11 protein-coding genes are annotated in these 16,218 nt (G+C 75.1%); 2 read left to right on the forward strand and 9 right to left on the reverse strand.

Going from position 1 to position 16,218, the window contains the following annotated elements:
* The first annotated feature begins 294 nt into the window (after positions 1-294).
* On the forward strand, positions 295-2,412 hold the full coding sequence (locus OG500_RS38145) for a protein kinase domain-containing protein (protein WP_442789121.1): 2,118 nt from the start codon (positions 295-297) through the stop codon (positions 2,410-2,412).
* A gap of 108 nt (positions 2,413-2,520) precedes the next feature.
* Positions 2,521-3,477, forward strand: a complete 957-nt coding sequence (locus OG500_RS08170) for a hypothetical protein (protein WP_329578140.1) — start codon at positions 2,521-2,523, stop codon at positions 3,475-3,477.
* Positions 3,478-3,484: 7 nt separating this feature from the next.
* Here OG500_RS08170 and OG500_RS08175 read toward each other — a convergent pair whose 3' ends face one another.
* The 9 genes from OG500_RS08175 to OG500_RS08215 all read right to left on the reverse strand — a co-directional run bounded on the left by OG500_RS08175 (position 3,485) and on the right by OG500_RS08215 (position 16,037).
* Positions 3,485-4,291, reverse strand: coding sequence for a TrmH family RNA methyltransferase (locus OG500_RS08175; protein ID WP_327065742.1), 807 nt, complete (start codon positions 4,289-4,291; stop codon positions 3,485-3,487).
* A 43-nt stretch (positions 4,292-4,334) separates the two neighbouring features.
* Complete coding sequence (gene cobA, locus OG500_RS08180; protein ID WP_329578143.1) at positions 4,335-5,585, reverse strand: uroporphyrinogen-III C-methyltransferase; 1,251 nt, start codon at positions 5,583-5,585, stop codon at positions 4,335-4,337.
* A gap of 115 nt (positions 5,586-5,700) precedes the next feature.
* Complete coding sequence (gene cobT, locus OG500_RS08185; protein WP_329578146.1) at positions 5,701-9,723, reverse strand: nicotinate-nucleotide--dimethylbenzimidazole phosphoribosyltransferase; 4,023 nt, start codon at positions 9,721-9,723, stop codon at positions 5,701-5,703.
* Positions 9,724-10,238: 515 nt separating this feature from the next.
* Positions 10,239-11,459 (reverse strand): precorrin-6y C5,15-methyltransferase (decarboxylating) subunit CbiE, encoded by a 1,221-nt coding sequence (gene cbiE, locus OG500_RS08190; RefSeq protein WP_327065745.1) that lies wholly within the window; start codon positions 11,457-11,459, stop codon positions 10,239-10,241.
* A 202-nt stretch (positions 11,460-11,661) separates the two neighbouring features.
* The gene (locus tag OG500_RS08195; RefSeq protein WP_327065746.1) at positions 11,662-12,288 is read right to left on the reverse strand and encodes a GNAT family N-acetyltransferase; all 627 of its coding nucleotides are present in this window, start codon (positions 12,286-12,288) and stop codon (positions 11,662-11,664) included.
* A 158-nt stretch (positions 12,289-12,446) separates the two neighbouring features.
* A complete protein-coding gene (locus tag OG500_RS08200) occupies positions 12,447-13,274 on the reverse strand; it encodes a MetQ/NlpA family ABC transporter substrate-binding protein (protein WP_327065747.1) in 828 nt (275 codons plus the stop codon).
* Between the two features lie 90 nt (positions 13,275-13,364).
* Positions 13,365-14,066: a methionine ABC transporter permease gene (locus OG500_RS08205; protein ID WP_327065748.1), complete on the reverse strand. Its 702-nt coding sequence runs from the start codon at positions 14,064-14,066 to the stop codon at positions 13,365-13,367.
* The gene (locus OG500_RS08210) at positions 14,063-15,085 is read right to left on the reverse strand and encodes a methionine ABC transporter ATP-binding protein (protein WP_329578152.1); all 1,023 of its coding nucleotides are present in this window, start codon (positions 15,083-15,085) and stop codon (positions 14,063-14,065) included. Before OG500_RS08210 ends, OG500_RS08205 begins: the two co-directional genes overlap by 4 nt.
* A 448-nt stretch (positions 15,086-15,533) precedes the next feature.
* Positions 15,534-16,037, reverse strand: coding sequence for a GNAT family N-acetyltransferase (locus OG500_RS08215; protein WP_327065750.1), 504 nt, complete (start codon positions 16,035-16,037; stop codon positions 15,534-15,536).
* Positions 16,038-16,218 lie beyond the last annotated feature (181 nt).

A 16,218-nucleotide genomic window follows, 5' to 3' on the forward strand; every position in this document is an offset into this window, starting at 1 on the left:
TCCGGGAGGATGACGACGGGTCGTCGGACGTACTACCGCAGAGGGAGGAAGCGGGCTGTCAACCCCCGAGGGAACCCTGAGAGACAGCCCTGAGGGCCCGCTCCGGCAGGGCGCTGCGACCGTCCGGTGACAGCTCGTCACGGACATCGGACAATCCCACCGGCGGTTCGCGTGTTGCGTATCAGCACACCGCAGCCGACAGTCCGTAAGCTGTGCCCCGACAGCAACTGACGATGCCCCAGTCTGCGGGGCCCACCTCACGGGTTGCCCACCTCACGGGCTGACGGGGACGACATGGCGATGATGCGGCTGAGGCGTGAGGACCCCCGCATCGTCGGCCCGTACCGGTTGCACCGGCGACTCGGTGCCGGCGGGATGGGCGTGGTCTACCTGGGCTCCGACCGCAAGGGCCAGCGGGTCGCACTGAAGCTGATCAGGGCCGAGCTGGCCGAGGACGCGGAGTTCCGCACCCGGTTCGCCCGCGAGGTCGCCGCCGCCTCCCGGATCAGGGCGGGCTGCACCGCCCGGGTGGTCGGCTCCGACCTGGAGGCGGACCGTCCCTGGCTGGCCACGGCCTACGTGCCCGGGCCCTCGCTGTACAAGCGGGTCGGGGACGAGGGGCCGCTGCCCTGGCCCGAGGTGGCCCGGATCGGCGCGGCGCTCGCGGACGGGCTGGTGAAGGTCCACGAGGCGGGTGTGGTGCACCGCGACCTCAAGCCCTCGAACATCCTGCTCTCCCCCAAGGGACCGCGGATCATCGACTTCGGCATCGCGTGGTCGCGCGGTGCCAGCACCCTGACGCACGTCGGCACCGCGGTCGGCTCGCCCGGCTTCCTGGCCCCCGAGCAGGTGCGCGGGGTGGCCGTGACGCCGGCCACCGACGTCTTCGCGTTCGGGGCCACCCTGGCGTACGCGCTCACCGGTGACACGCCGTTCGGCTCCGGCGCCTCCTCGGAGGTGATGCTCTACCGCGTGGTGCACGAGGAGCCGGATCTCTCCGAGGTGCCCGCACCGCTCGCGCCGCTGGTCGGGGCCTGCCTGGCCAAGGAGCCGCTGGACCGCCCCGGCGCCGCCCACCTGCACGAGCGGCTCAGCGAGTTGGCCGCCCGGGCGGCGGGCGGCGGGCGGGTGCGAACCGGCGCGAGCGGCACCGCGGCACCGGCTCCCGCGGCGGCCGTCCCGACGCGTGAGCACGAGCACGGCGGACCGGCGCGGGAGGGCGCCGGGCGGGAGGCGGCCGTGCGGGAGGCCGAGCGGGCCGAGCGGGTGGCCCGGGAGGCCGACGAGGCGCGCGCCCAGGGCCGGCCTCGGTTCGCGCGCTCGCAGCCCTACCCGACGCCGCACGGTGCCGGGAGCACCGGCCAGGGAGCGGCCGGCCCCGCCGCGGCCAGAGCCGCCCAGCCGGTGCGCACGCCCGGGCCGGGCGAGCACCAGGGCGGACGCCCCGTGGTGGCCACACCGCCCGGCGGGCGGCCGGTTCGGCCGGCCGGCGGCGGGCGTCCGCAGCCGCGCGACCGCCAGCACACCCCGCCGCCCGGTCGGCCGTTGAACCCGCGGCAGCGGCTGCTGCGGCAGCGCGTGGTGGTCTTCATCACCGTGACGATCGGGGTGGCGCTGGCCATCGCCGCCGCGCAGGGCTGTGAGAACCGGCATTCGCAGGGTCTGCCGCCGCCGGCCGTCGCGCCGAGCACGGCGGCGGCCAGCACGCCGACCGGCGGCGACCCGAGCGGCGCGAACAGCGCCTCGGACCCGGCGGGCGGCGCCGGGGCGAACGCGGCGTCCGGCCCGGGCGGGGTCGAGGCGGCTGCTCCCGGGCCGGCGATCGGGCTGTCGGCGGACGGCGTCCAGCCCTCGCCGCCGGTGGCCCCGGCGGCCCGCACCAGCGGTGGCACCGGCAGCCCGGTGCCCTCGGGCGCGGCCGGGTTCGGGCCGGCCACCGCCGCGGGGCCGGCCGTGGACTGGCCCGACCGCAGCTACGCCGACCCCGCCGGCGGCCCGGCGATCGCGCTGCGCGGCGGCCGTTCGGCCGATCCGGCGCCCGGCGCGCCGGTGGTCACCCTGGCCGGCGTGCTGCCCGCCCGCTACCACGGCACCCCCGCCGCCGTGGTGGTGCTGCGGCGCACCGAGGGCTCGGTCCCCGTGGACCTGGTGGAGCTCTTCGGCTTCAACGGCGACACCCCCGTTCCGCTGACCGCCCGCAGCTCCGCCGCCGACCCGCTCTCCACCGCCAGCTGGCACCTGGAGGAGGGTGCCCTGGTGCGGGAGGAGCGGGTGACCCAGACCGGTGCCACGGCCAGCACCCGCTACACCGTGCGGGCGGACGGCACGCTGGACGAGTCCTGGCCGGGCGCGGGCATCAGCGGCGGCACCGGAACCGGGCCGCGCGCCGCGGCGGCTGCCAGCGCGGGCTGACGGCGCGGGCCTGGGCCGAGGGGCGCGTTGGAGCGCAGGGGGCGTGGTCGGGGTTTGCCACGGGCGCCGGGGTTCTGACTGTCGGTGATGGATGCGAGACTCTGCGGCATGAAACGGATGCCGCCCGATCCCGACCGTCTGGAGCAGTACCAGCAGCGGCTGCGAGAGTTCGCCGCGAGACCGCCGTATCCGGTGCACGGGCTGCGGCGGCCGGTCGTGGTGCCCGCCGTCCTGGCCGGCTGGGAGACCGAGGACGAGGTGACGGTCGCCGCCACCCTGGCCTACGGCGACTGGCGGGAGACCGACGGCCCCTATCTCACCGTGACCACCGAGCCGCCGGGCAGTGCCGGGCAGCCGGCCGATCTGCTCAAGGCCCTGCTGCGCGAGATCCGCAACGGCCGGCTGCCGCACACCCGGGCGGAGCCGATACGCCGGACGTCACCGCAGGGCGAGCTGTGCCTGCTGGGCGGCAGTTGGGCGCTGCGCACGGCGGTCGGCGATCAGGCGGTGACGGTGCTCGGGCACGGCCCCTCCCCCGAGGACGTCGAACTCGGCCCGGTGGCGGACCTGCTGCCCTACGTGCTGGAGCGCAACGTGCAGATCGCCCGTCTCGCGGCCGGGCAGCGTACGCTGCCCGAGCCGCAGTTGCCGCCGGCCTCGGGGGTGGCGGCGGTGCGGGCCTTCCTGGAGACCTTCGTGCCGGGCGGCCCGGACGCCGGCGCGGCCTACCGGGCGCTGGCCCGCCGTGCGGTGGCGGAGCTGGCCAAGGTACTGGAGTGCGATTCCGAGCAGGCCGAGGACCAGCTCTACTCGATGGTCAACCAGCTCTCCCAACTGCGCCTGAAGGTGCCCTGGTTCACCGAGCGGGACGGACCGCGGGCAGCGGCCCTGGAGGAGCTGCTGCGGTACGTCGGGCTGCGCCAGCCGGTGGCCAGCGAGACCGCGCAGCTGCGCTGGGAGCGGTACTGGGCGGCCCAGCAGCGGGCGACGGACGAGAACTCGGCGCAGTTGCTGGCCCACTGGGTGCAGGCCTGGGTGGAGTGGGCGGCCGAGCGGGGCAACTGACCAGCCGTCAGCCTGCGTTGACGGCGTAGAAGGCGACGGCCGCCGCCGCGCCGACGTTGAGCGAGTCGATGCCGTGCGCCATCGGGATCCGCACGCGCTGGTCGGCGGCGGCCAGCGCCTGGTCCGTCAGCCCGTCGCCCTCGGCGCCGAGCATCAGCGCGGCCTTGGGCAGGCGGTGCGGGGCGGCAGCGGCGAGCTCGACCGAGCCCTCGGCGGGGGTGAGGGCGAGCAGGTGGAAGCCCGCGTCGCGCAGGGTGGCCAGCGAGCCGGGCCACGGGTCGAGCCGGGCGTAGGGGACGGAGAAGACGGCGCCCATCGAGGTCTTGACCGCCCGCCGGTAGAGCGGGTCAGCGCAGTCCGGGGAGAGCAGCACCGCGTCCATGCCGAGGGCAGCGGCGCTGCGGAAGATCGCGCCGAGGTTGGTGTGGTCCACCAGCCCTTCGAGCACGGCGATCCGGCCCGCGCCGGTCAGCACCTCCAGCACGTCGGGCAGCGGCTTGCGGGCCATCGAGGCGAGCGCGCCGCGGTGCACGTGGTAGCCGGTCACCTGCTCGGCGAGCCCGGGTTCGACCAGGTGCACCGGGGCGTCGGCCTCGGCGATCACGTCGGCCATCACCTCCAGCCACTTGGCGGTCAGCAGCATCGAGCGCATCTCGTACCCGGCGGCGAGCGCCCGGCGGATCACCTTCTCGCCCTCGGCGATGAACAGCCCCTCGGCCGGTTCGCGGCGACGGCGCAGTTCGACGTCGGTCAGGTCGGTGTAGTCGGCCAGCCGGGGGTCGGCGGGATCGGTGATGGTCTGCGGCTCGGTCATGCTGCTCTCGGGGGGCTGTGTCGGCGGGGTGTCTGGCGGCGGATCAGGCCGTGCGGGTGGCGGGGTCGAGGACGTGCACCACGTCGCCGACCACGATGACCGCCGGCGGGCGCACGCCCTGGGCGGCGACGGTGTCGGCCACCGTGCCGAGGGTCGTGTCGAGCCGGCGCTGGGTGGCCGTGGTGCCCTCCTGGACCACCGCGACCGGCGTGCTCGCCGCGCGGCCGCCGGCGATCAGCCGGGCGGCGATGGCGCCGATCCGCTCGACCGCCATCAGCAGCACGAGCGTGCCGGTCATCCCCGCCAGCGCCTCCCAGTTGACCAGCGAACGCGGGTCCTCCGGCGCGACGTGGCCGGAGACCACGGTGAACTCGTGGGTCATGCCGCGGTGGGTGACCGGGATGCCGGCGGCGGCCGGCACGCTGATCGAGCTGGAGATGCCGGGCACCACCGTCACTGGTATGCCGGCTTCGGCGCAGGCCAGCAGCTCCTCGCCGCCGCGGCCGTAGACATAGGGGTCGCCGCCCTTGAGCCGGACCACGAACCGGCCGGCCTTGGCGTGCTCGATCAGCGTCCGGTTGATCGCCTCCTGGGCCATCGCGCGGCCGTAGGGGATCTTGGAGGCGTCGACCACCTCGACGTGCGGCGGGAGTTCGGCGAGCAGCTCGCGCGGGGCCAGCCGGTCGGCGACCACCACGTCGGCGTCGGCGAGCAGCCGGCGGCCCCGCACCGTGATCAGGTCCGGGTCACCGGGGCCGCCGCCGACCAGCGCCACACCGGCCGTGCGCTGCCGGTACTGGCGGGCGCTGAGGCTGCCGTCCCGCAGGCCCTCGACGATGGTGGTGCGCAGCGCGGCCGAGTGGCGCGGGTCGCCGGTCAGCACGGCGACGGTGGTGCCCTCGTCGTGGCCGGTGGCGGGGGTCCAGGCGGTGGCCACCGCCGCGTCGTCGCTGCGGGCGCAGAAGACCCGGCGGCGTTCGGCCTCGGCGCTGACCGCCTCGTTGACGGCGTGGTCGTCGGTGGCGACCAGCACGTACCAGGCCTCGGCCAGGTCGCCGTCCGCGTAGCCGCGCTGCTGCCAGTCGATCTCGCCGGCGTCCGCCATCGCCTGGACGGCGGGGGTGGTGGTCGGGGAGATCAGCTCGACCCGGGCCCCGGCTGCGATCAGCGCGGGCAGCCGGCGCTGGGCCACCTGGCCGCCGCCGACCACCACGACCCGTCGGCCGGTCAGCAGCAGCCCCACGGGGTAGGGGGTGCGCCCCTCGGTGCTCGGGTGCGGGTTCGGCGCGGTCATCTGGCTACTCCTGAGCTGGTGAGGGGTCGGTCGCAGGGTGTGTCGCGGCGGGGTGCGGCAACACGGCCCCGTACCGGCACGCCCTCGGGCCGGTACGGGGTCGGGAGGTGGGAACTCAGTGCTTCTCGGTGACGCCGGCGGAGTCGAAGGTGGCTACATCGTGCATCGCCCGCGCCGCGCTCTGCACCAGCGGGAGGGCCAGCAGAGCACCGGTCCCCTCGCCGAGCCGCAGGTCGAGGTCGATCAGCGGGCGCAGGCCGAGCTTGGCCAGCGCGGCCTGGTGACCGGGCTCGGCCGAGCGGTGGCCCGCGATGCAGGCGGCCAGCACCTCGGGGGCGATGGCCTTGGCGGCCAGGGCCGCCGAACCGGCGATCACCCCGTCCAGGATCACCGGCGTGCGCAGGCTGGCCGCGCCGAGCAGGAAGCCGGCGATCGCGGCGTGCTCCAGCCCGCCGACCGCGGCCAGCACGCCGAGCGGGTCGGTCGGGTCCGGGTGGTGCAGCTCCAGGGCGCGGCGGATCACCTCGACCTTGCGGGCGTGCGTCTCGTCGTCGATGCCGGTGCCGCGCCCGGTGACCTCGGCCGGGTCGGTGCCGGTGAAGACCGCGATCAGGGCCGCCGAGGCGGTGGTGTTGGCGATGCCCATGTCGCCGGTGATCAGCACCCGGTTGCCGGCCGCGACCAGGTCGCGGGCGGTCTCGATGCCGATCTCCAGCGCCTTGAGCGCCTCCTCCCGGGTCATCGCCGGGCCCTGGGTCATGTCGTCGGTGCCCGGCTTGACCTTGCGCGGCAGCAGCCCGGTGGTGCGGCCCTGCTGGACGGCGGCCGGCAGCTCGGTGGCCACGCCCACGTCCACCACGCAGACCTCGGCGCCGATCTGGTTCGCGAAGGCGTTCACCACCGCGCCGCCGGCCAGGAAGTTGGCCACCATCTGAGCGGTGACCTCCTGGGGCCAGGGGGTGACGCCCTGGGCGTGCACGCCGTGGTCGGCCGCGAAGACCGCGACGCAGGCGGGCTCGGGGATCGGCGGCGGGCACTTGCGGGACAGGCCGCACAGCTGGGCGGAGATGATCTCCAGCATGCCGAGCGAGCCGGCCGGCTTGGTCATCCGCTTCTGCCGGTCCCAGGCCTCGCCGAGCGCCTTGGCGTCCAGCGGGCGGATGGTGCGCAGGGCCTCGGCGAGCACGCCGCGCGGCTCCTCGCCGGGCAGTGCCCGGTTGCCGTACTGCTCCTCGTGGACCACCCAGGAGAGCGGGCGCTTCTTGGCCCAGCCCTGCTGCTGCAGCTCGGGCTCGTCCGGGAAGGCGTCCACGTAGCCGACGCAGAGGTAGGCGACGACCTCCAGGTGCTCGGGCAGGCCGAGCTCGCGGACCATCTCCTCCTCGTCGAAGAAGCTCACCCAGCCGACGCCCAGGCCCTCGGCGCGGGCGGCCAGCCAGAGGTTCTCCACCGCCAGCGCGGCGGAGTAGGGGGCCATCTGGGGCTGGGTGTGCCGGCCCAGGGTGTGCCGGCCGCCACGGGTGCGGTCGGCGGTGACCACGATGTTCACCGGGGTCTCGAGGATGGCCTCGATCTTGATTTCCTTGAACTGCTTGGCGCGGCCCTTGGGCAGCGAGTCCGCGTAGGCCTCGCGCTGACGGACGGCCAGCTCGTGCATCCGCTGCCGGGTCTCGGAGGAGCGGATCACCACGAAGTCCCAGGGCTGCGAGTAGCCGACGCTGGGGGCGGTGTGGGCCGCCTCCAGGACGCGCAGCAGCACCTCGTGCGGGACGGGGTCGGGGCGGAAGCCGTTGCGGATGTCGCGGCGCTCGCGCATCACCTGGTGGACGGCCTCGCGCATCGGGTCGTCGTAGCCGGGGGCGGCCGGGGCGCGGGGTTCGGCGGGCTCCGTGGGCTCGGCGGACTCGGTGGCCTCGGTGGCCTCCGTCGGCTCCGCGGTCCCGGGAGCGGCGGCGGCCTCGGGGGCCTCGGCTGCTTCCGGGGCCTCGGGGGAAGTTGCGGCCTCGGGAGCGGTTGCTGCCTCGGGGGCCGCGGACGCCTCGGCGGCCGGGGCGCCGGGGGTCTCGGTGGCGGCGGGCGCCTCGCTGGGCTCGGCGGCGGCGGCCTGGGGGGCGGCTTCGGCGGCGGGCTCGGCCGCGGGCTCCGGGGCCGGCTCGGCCGCCGGCTCGGTGGCGGGCTCGGCCGCGGGTGCCACGGCGGGCTCGGCGACCGCCTCGGCAGCGGGCTCCGCGGCGGGCGCTATCCCGGGAGCGGGGTCGGCGACCGGGGCGCCGGCGGCCTGGGCCTGGGGCTGCTCCGCCGGGGCGGGCTGCTCCGCCGGCGCGACCTCGGGCTGCGGCTCGGTGGCGGTCGGCTCCACGACCAGGCCGAGCGGGGCGGGCGCGGCCAGGAAGGCGGCGATCCGACGCGGCGGGGCGGCCTGGGCCGGGACCTCCGGGGCCGGGGCGGCCTCGGGAGCCGCCTCGGCGGCGGGCTCGGTGGGCTGCGGCGGCACGGCCTCGGCGGCGGGCGCGGCGACAGCGGGCTCCGTGACGGGCTCGGCAGCCGGCGCCACGGAGGCGGCCTCGGCCGGGGTCGCGGAGGGGACCGGAGCGGGCGTCGAAGTCAGGGTCGGCTCCTCAGCCTGGTTGGTCTCCGGGGCCGGGGCGGCGACCGGGGCGGCTTCCGCCGACGGTGCGTCAACGGGAGTCTCGGCCGACTCGTCCTGCTGGGCCTGCTGGGCCTGCTGGGCCTGTTCGGTCGGCTGCGCTGCGGCGGGCTCCGCGGGCGTGGTCCCGGCGGCCGGTTCGGCCGGTGCGGCGGCCTGCAGCACGGTGGGGTCAGCGGCGTCCGGGGTCACGGCCTCGGGGGTCACCACCTCGGCGGCGGCCTCGGTGGGCGCAGCCTCCGGGGCGATGGCGGGCTCGGCAACCGGCTCGGCCGGGGCGGCGTTCTGGGCCGCCGCGGCCTCGGCGCCCTCGGCGGCGGTCGGCTCGGCCACCGGGGCCGCCACGACGGGCTCCGCCACCGGGGCGGGCTCCGCGAGCGGAGCGGCTTCCGCAGCCGGAGCGGCTTCCCCGACCGGGACGGCGGGCACCGACGGTGACTCGCTCGAGGTGGCCTGAGCCGGGATCACCACCGCATCGGCAGGCGGCTCGGCCGGCTCCGGGGCGGCCACGGCCACCGGGGCCGCGGGCGTGACGACCGGGATGCCGTGCGGCGGCGTGGTGCCCGGCGCGGACGGACCGCGGTCGGCCAGCGAACGGACCGGCACCTGACCGGTCATCAGCGAGGGGTCCGGAATCGGCGGACCGGCGTGCAGCGGGCGGCGGGCGGGCGCGGCGACGGACTCCGCCGGCGCGGCGGCCTGCGGCACGGCGACGGGCACGGCGGGCGCGGTGAGGACGACGGTCTGCAGATCCGGCTCGACCGGGGCGACGGCCTCGGCGACCAGGCCGGGCGGGTCCACCGGCGGCCAGGAGGGCTCGACCGGGGTACCGGCCGGCGGCTGCTCGGCGGGCTGCTCCACCGGCGCGACCGCGGTGGCCGACCCGGCGTCAGGCTGGACCGGCGCGACGGGCGCGACGGGCGCGATCGGCTCCAGGAAGACCGGGGCGACCGAGACGAGCCCGGGGGCCGGCTCCGGAGCGGCCACCGGCTGCGGCGGGACGACCTGCGGGGCCACCGGCTGCGGAGCGACGGGTTGGGGAGCGACGGGCTGGGGTGCCAGGGGCTGCGGGGCGGGCGAAGCCGGCGCGGCCAGCGCGGAGGCGGCGCCGGCCGGGGCGATCGGGGTGGGCACCGGAACGGTGGCGGACGGGAAGGCCACCCCGTCCGCGGTGTACACCGGGTAGCCCGTGCCCGGCAGGCCGCCCTGCGGCGCGAGGGCCTCACCGAGCGAGACCACCGGCGCGGTGGACGCGTCGCTCCAGGAGCCCTGCGGACCCGGCATCAGCAGGACGTCGTCCTCGTCGTCGAGCTGGTCCACCCGGTCGGGCTGGTCGATGAAGGTGTAGCCCGCACCCGACACTGCTGCCGGTACGGCCTGGCCGACGAGGTCGGTGCCCCACCCGCCACCTCCCTGTGCCGGATCAGTCCCGGTCCCGGGGAGCAGGTGCTCCGGCCGTCCCTCGTTGGGGACGTGACCGCCGTCGGTCATGTCAACACTCCTTCCAGGCCGCTTCCGCGTCCTTGGCGGCCCGGTCGCCGACCAAGGCGCACCGCCCGCTTCGGGTCCAAGCCGCGTGCCGGCCCACCCACAGTCCAACCTGCCGGCCGTCGCACGTGGTGCGCGACAGCCGTGGGCCGCCCGGTGGTCCCGGTGTCCGGCGGCGCTGACCGGCCCCGATCGGGGTAGCCGGTCACCGTTCACCGTCACCTGAACTAACGACAGCCCGGGGCAACCGGCACGACCGGCCCGGGCCCCGGGACATTCTCCCGGTCGGGCTGGTGTCAGTCGAATGCCCACACACCGATCCGCGTGTGGGTTGCACCACGTCGGTGCCGACCGCCGTACGAAGATCCCGAGCGGCGGTCGGATCGTCAGACTACCGGCCTCAACTGACCGCTCAGCGGTACGGTGTCCGATTCGTCCTCGATTGTCAGTTCGTCAGGAACCGACTTCCCAGCAGGTGGGACGCGGCTCCCAGGGCTTCGAGGCCTGGGAGGTTCCCGTCAGGCGGTGGCCTCGGCCCACAGGAGCACGCTGCTCTCCCCCGGGCCGATGCTCAGCCCGCCGTCGGCGGTGAGCGGGGCGGACTGCAGGAGCGCGCCCTCGACCTGGTAGCCCGCGGCCGCGACCACCCCCCGGATCGCCTCGGCCTCGCCGAGCGTGCGGGCCAGTGCCACCAGTCGGCCCGGACGGCGGGTCAGCACCGCGGCGACCGCCTCGGCACCGCCGTGCTCCACCACCACCGCGTCCGGCTCCGGCAGCCCGCCGAGCACCTCGGGCGGCTGGCCGGCGGCCGTCTCCACCTCGACCCCGTACCGGCGCGCGTTGACCGCGATCCGCGCGCAGGTGGCCGCGTCCGCCTCCACCGCGACCACGGCCGCGCCGAACCGCGCCGTCTCGACGGCGAGTGCGCCGCTGCCGGCGCCCACGTTCCAGACCAGGTCGCCCGGCCCGGGGCCGAGCCGGGCCAGGATCACCGCGCGCGCCTGCGGGGAGAGGATCTGCGCGCTCTCGCCGTCGTACGCGTCGCCGGGCAGCGCCCAGCCGCGCTCGGCGGCCGGGTAGCCGACCGGCCGCCCGGCCAGCCAGCCGGAGGGCGCGTCCACGGCCTGGGTTTGCGCGTTGCCGCCGATCACCAGCACCACGTTGGGCTCGCGCCAGTCGTGGTCGGGCACCCGGTCGGAGGTGAGCACGGTGACGTCCTCGTCCTCGGTGCCGAGCGCCTCGCAGACCACGAAGGTGCGGTGCACCCCACGCAGCATCAGGGCCAGCTCGCTGGGCCCGGCGTCGGGGCTGGTCAGCACCGCGACCTTGGAGTGGGCGCGGCAGACGTTGGCCGCCCGGCGCAGCCGTCCGCCGTGCGTGCTGACCACCTGGGCGTCCTCCCAGGGCATGCCGGCGCGGGCGAAGGCGGCGGCGACCGAGGAGACGGCCGGCAGCACCTCCAGCTCCAGGCCGTACTCGGGCCGGCGCAGGGTGCGCACCACGCCGAAGAAGCCGGGATCCCCCTCGGCGACCACCACCACCGCCCCGCGGTGCTCGGCGATCCGACGGGCCGCCAGTTCGACGCTGCCGAGCGCGATCCGTTCGGCAGCGGCCGGCACCGGCAGTGCGTTGAGCTGGTAGGGCGCCCCCGCCACCAGGGTGGCCGCGGCGAGTGCGGCAGCGGCCGCCTCGGTCAGCGGCGTGCCGTCCCACCCGATGACCGTGATCCGGTCCGCCATCGCGGCTGTTCTCCCTCGATTCCCGCCACACGACTGGCCACGGCGCACGGCGGTCGCGCGGCGGGCTCCGGGCTGGTCCGGGACCGCGGACGCGAGGTGTACCCACCCCCGCCGCAAGGTCATCCGTCCCGCAGAGGAGGTTACCTGGTGGGCGGGTGCGGTGGCCGCGCGGCTCGTGCCCCTCCCGGCCGCCAGGAGGGTTCTACTCCCGGTGGAGTCCGGCGAAGGAGGGGTGGGCGGGCTCCAGCGGTTCGAGGTCCTCCGGCAGCAGGCTCCAGACGATCAGGTCGCTGCGGCTCTCCTCCCCCGCCGAGCCCACCTCGCCGGTGCGCACTATCCAGGCGCTGCGCAGCACGCCCTCGCTGATGCAGCCGATCTTCTGGGCGACCTGCTGGGCGGCGGTGTTGCCGGCCGCGGTGCGCAGTTCGAGACGGAGGAAGCCGCGGTCCTCGAAGAGCCACTGGGCCACCCCGAGCAGCGACTCGACCGCGTAGCCCTCGCCGCGGGCCCAGGGAGCGGTGACGTAGGCGGCCTCGGTGCTCAGCAGGCGCCAGTCGGTGTTGCGCAGCTCGACGGTGCCCACCAGACGCTGGGTCAGGTGCTCGGTGACGGCGAAGGCGATCCCGCGCCCCTCCGCGCGCAGTGCGGGCACCTGCCGGCGCACCCAGTGCAGCGCGTACTCGCGGGTGTAGGGCTGGGGGACGTCGGTCCAGCTGAGCACCAGGTCGTCGGCCATCATGGCGACCAGCTCCGGCACGTCGCCCTCCTCCAGAGGGCGCAGCAGCAGCCGTTCGGTGCTGATCGCGGTCTCGGGGAAACTCGCTGGCATACCGTCTCTCCTCGCCGGGTGGTGCACCCACCGTACGCCCCCGCGCGCGCCGGGTTCCGCCGCGGGTCGACGGGGCGTCAGATCCGACCGCCCGCGACACGCGCGCCGGGCCCCGCCGCGGGGTGCGGCGGGGCCCGGTCCGGTGCGCGGGTGCGGCTCTAGAAGGCCGGGATGACCGAGCCCTGGAAGGTGTCGTCGATGTACTTCTTCACCTCGTCGGAGTGCAGCAGCTGGGCCAGCTTCTGCACGCGCGGGTCGTTCTCGTGGCCCTTCTTGACCGCGAGCACGTTGGCGTAGGGGTTGCCCTGGGCCTTCTCCAGCAGGATCGCGTCGGTGGCCGGCTTGAGGCCGGCGCCCAGCGCGTTGTTGCCGTTGATCACCGAGGCGTCGACGTCGTCCAGGGCGCGCGGCAGCTGGGCGGCGTCCAGCTCCTTGAACTTGAGGTGCTTCGGGTTGCCGGTGATGTCGCGGATGGTGGCGCCGGTGCCGACGCCGTCCTTGAGGGTGATCACCTGGTTGTCGGCCAGCAGCTTGAGCGCGCGGCCCTCGTTGGTGGCGTCGTTGGGGACGGCCACCGAGGCGCCGTCGGCCAGGTCCGCGACCTTCTTGACCTTCTTCGAGTAGACGCCCAGCGGCTCCAGGTGGACGTTCTCCACGGGCACGATGTCGGTGCCGTGGGTCTTGTTGAAGTCGGTCAGGTAGGGGACGTGCTGGAAGAAGTTGGCATCGGCGGAGCCGTCCTGCACGGCGGGGTTCTGCTGGGTGTAGTCCGAGACCTCCTTGACCGTCAGCTTCAGGCCCGCCTTGGCCGCCAGGTTGTCCCGGATGTAGTCCAGGATCTGGGCGTGCGGGGTGGGGCTGGCGACCACGACGAGCGGCTTGTCGGCGCTGTTCGAGGAGCTGGAGGAGCCGGACGAGCAGGCCGCCACGGAGAGCGTGAGGCCGGCGGTGGCGAGGACTGCGGTGTACTTCAGGACGGTACGCACGAAAAGTGCCTTTCTCCGTTGTTACCAGGGGCCGCGCACCCGGGGGTCCGGGGGCGGAGGTCTTGTTGCGCGCCGGTGCGGCCGGGGCGGTCAGGCGGCCGGGCGGCGCAGCTTGGCCAGCAGGCCGGCGGCGGAGCCGCGGTGGGCCAGGCGGCGCCCGGCGAAGTCGCCGAGCAGCTGGACCAGGGTGACCAGGATCACCAGCTCGATCACGATGACGATCATGAAGTTGGTCTCGAAGCGCATGTAGCCGTAGGTGATCGCCAGGTTGCCCAGGCCGCCGCCGCCGACCGTGCCGGCCATCGCCGAGTAGCCGACCAGCGCGATCACCGTGGTGGTGAGGCCGGAGACCAGGGCGGGCAGGGCCTCGGGCAGCAGCGCCTTGCGGACCACCGCCCAGGTGCCGCCGCCCATCGACTGGACGGCCTCGACCAGCCCGCCGTCCACGCCGCGCACCGCGCTCTCCACCAGCCGGGCGAAGAACGGGATGGCGCCCACGGCCAGCGGCACGGTGGCCGCCTGCCAGCCGATCGTGGTGCCCACCACCCAGCGGGTGAAGGGGATCAGTGCGACCAGCAGGATCACGAAGGGCAGCGAGCGGCCGACGTTGACCACCGCGCCGATCACCTTGTTCACCGCGACGTTGCGCAGCAGCCCGCCCTTGTCGGTGAGCACCAGCAGCACGCCCAGCGGCAGGCCCACCAGCAGCGTGATCAGGGTGGCGATGCCGACCATCTGCAGGGTCTCGATGGTCGCGTCGTGCAGCAGGGGCTGCATGTCGTCCCAGTTCATGCCAGAGCTCCGATCGCGCTGATGACGTCCACCTGAAGGCCCTGCTCGCGCAGGAAGCCGATCGGCACCACGTTGTCCTGGTGGCTGCCGGGCAGCTCGACCCGCATCCGGCCGACCTGGCGGCCCCCGATGGTCTCCACCGCGGCGCCCAGGATGTTGACGTCGACCTGGTAGGTCCGGGCGAGCAGGGAGACGAAGGGCCGGCCGGAGGTGTCGCCCTGGAAGGTGATCTCCAGCACCGTGCCGTCCGGGCGCCCGGTGCCGAACTCGCTGAGCGGGAAGAGCTCGCGGGCGAGCTCGGAGCTGTCGGTGGCGACCAGGTCGGCGAGCGTGCCGGCCTCGGTGATCCGCCCGTCGCGCATCAGCGCGGCGGAGTCGCAGACCGACTTGATGACGTCCATCTCGTGGGTGATCAGCAGCACGGTCAGGCCGAGCTGCTGGTTGAGGTCGCGCAGCAGCTTGAGGATCGAGCGGGTGGTCTCCGGGTCGAGCGCGGAGGTGGCCTCGTCGGAGAGCAGCACCTTGGGGTCGCCGGCCAGCGCCCGGGCGATGCCCACGCGCTGCTTCTGGCCGCCGGAGAGCTGGCTCGGGTAGGTGCGCGCCTTGTCGCCGAGGCCGACCAGGTCCAGCAGCTCGGCGGCCTTGCGGCGGCGCGCGGTGCGGTCCAGTCCGGTGAGCTCCAGCGGCAGCTCGACGTTCTGCTGCACGGTGCGCGAGGAGAGCAGGTTGAAGTGCTGGAAGACCATGCCGATCCGGCTGCGGGCGGCGCGCAGCTCGCGGCCGGCACGGTGCTCGCTGCCGCGCAGGGCGGTCAGCTCGACCCCGTCCACGGTGACCGTGCCGGAGCTGGGGCGCTCCAGCATGTTGACGCAGCGGATCAGCGTGCTCTTGCCCGCGCCGGAGGTGCCGACGACGCCGTACACCTCGCCTTCGCGTACGTGCAGGTCGACGCCGCGCAGGGCGCTGACCTGCCGGCCGCGTGAGGTGTAGACCTTGGTGAGGTCCTTGGTGGTGATCACAGCTGCTTTCCGATGGTCGGGGTCGGTGGGTCGTACACAGCCGGCCCGGACGCGGGCGTGGTGACGCCGTCGCCGGGGGCGGGGGATGTGACTCAGGAGGGTCTGGCTCGATCGGAGACTGCCGGAGTCCCGTGAAGGCTCAGCGGGAGGCGGCAGATCGAGCGGGAGGGCGGGCAGCGGCCCGCGGGGCGAGAGGCCCGATCAGCAGTGACACATTCGACAACACATGCCACGCACACCTGCCGGCATGGTGCCGGTGGCGGTGGTCTTCGTCGTCGCAGTCATGAAACCAGTAAAACAGATGAGAACGCTGCGTCCCAATGAACAGGATGTGACGTCCGCATTGCGGACACGACCCGGGCGCGGCACGGCGGAACGCCGAACGGCCCCGCCTCGTGAGGCGGGGCCGTTCGGCGTTGAGTGGTACAGACCAGATGCGGCGACGGGGTCAGACCGCGGCGGCCAGCGGGATCTCGACGGGCTTCTCCAGGTCCACGAAGCTCAGCTCGCTGGTCACCTGGCGGGTGCCGACCTGCCGGTAGCCCTGGCGCGCGTACAGGCGCAGGTTGCCGAGGCTGCGGTGGCCGGTGTTCAGGCGGAAGGCCCGCACCGGGCGCTCGCCGGCCAGCAGCCGCTCCTCGACGGCGCGCAGCAGCCGGCCGCCGAGGCCGTGCCGCTGCATCCGCGGGTGCACGACCAGGCGGCTTATCCGGCCGACGCCGTCCTCCTCGACCCAGCCGCGCACCGAGCCGACCACCTCGCCGCCGAGCCGGGCGACCAGGACGTGACGGTCCGCCAACTCCTCGCGCAGGCTCGTCAGGCTCTGGGTGAGCGGCTCGATCGACCAGTCGCCGTAGAGCTCGGCCTCGCTCTGGTAGCCGAGGTACTGGAGTTTGAGGATCTGTTCGGTGTCCTGCTCGGTCGCCACCGAGATGATCACGCTCATGCCCATGTGCGGGGGCCTCCCATCGTCAATGCCCGGCGCGCAGGGTGAGGGTTTCGCACCGGATGGCCTGCCGGAGGTCGCCCGGCCGGGGATCGGCCCTGACCGGGAACAGCGCATGACCGTATCAGCCGAAATCGGCGATACGTTCGCCAGCGCTCTACCCAGCCTTCAGCTGTTCTCAACCAGC

The sequence above is a fragment of the Kitasatospora sp. NBC_01250 genome, from assembly GCF_036226465.1.
GTDB lineage: Bacteria > Actinomycetota > Actinomycetes > Streptomycetales > Streptomycetaceae > Kitasatospora.

Bases quoted from the DNA above. Each gene is read 5' to 3' on its own strand.
- OG500_RS08175 (WP_327065742.1), bottom strand. From the start codon at position 4,291: ATGACCGAGCCGCAGACCATCACCGATCCCGCCGACCCCCGGCTGGCC.
- OG500_RS08205 (WP_327065748.1), bottom strand. From the start codon at position 14,066: ATGAACTGGGACGACATGCAGCCCCTGCTGCACGACGCGACCATCGAG.
- cobA (WP_329578143.1), bottom strand. From the start codon at position 5,585: ATGACCGCGCCGAACCCGCACCCGAGCACCGAGGGGCGCACCCCCTAC.
- OG500_RS38145 (WP_442789121.1), top strand. From the start codon at position 295: ATGGCGATGATGCGGCTGAGGCGTGAGGACCCCCGCATCGTCGGCCCG.
- OG500_RS08170 (WP_329578140.1), top strand. From the start codon at position 2,521: ATGAAACGGATGCCGCCCGATCCCGACCGTCTGGAGCAGTACCAGCAG.
- OG500_RS08215 (WP_327065750.1), bottom strand. From the start codon at position 16,037: ATGGGCATGAGCGTGATCATCTCGGTGGCGACCGAGCAGGACACCGAA.
- cobT (WP_329578146.1), bottom strand. From the start codon at position 9,723: ATGACCGACGGCGGTCACGTCCCCAACGAGGGACGGCCGGAGCACCTG.
- OG500_RS08195 (WP_327065746.1), bottom strand. From the start codon at position 12,288: ATGCCAGCGAGTTTCCCCGAGACCGCGATCAGCACCGAACGGCTGCTG.
- cbiE (WP_327065745.1), bottom strand. From the start codon at position 11,459: ATGGCGGACCGGATCACGGTCATCGGGTGGGACGGCACGCCGCTGACC.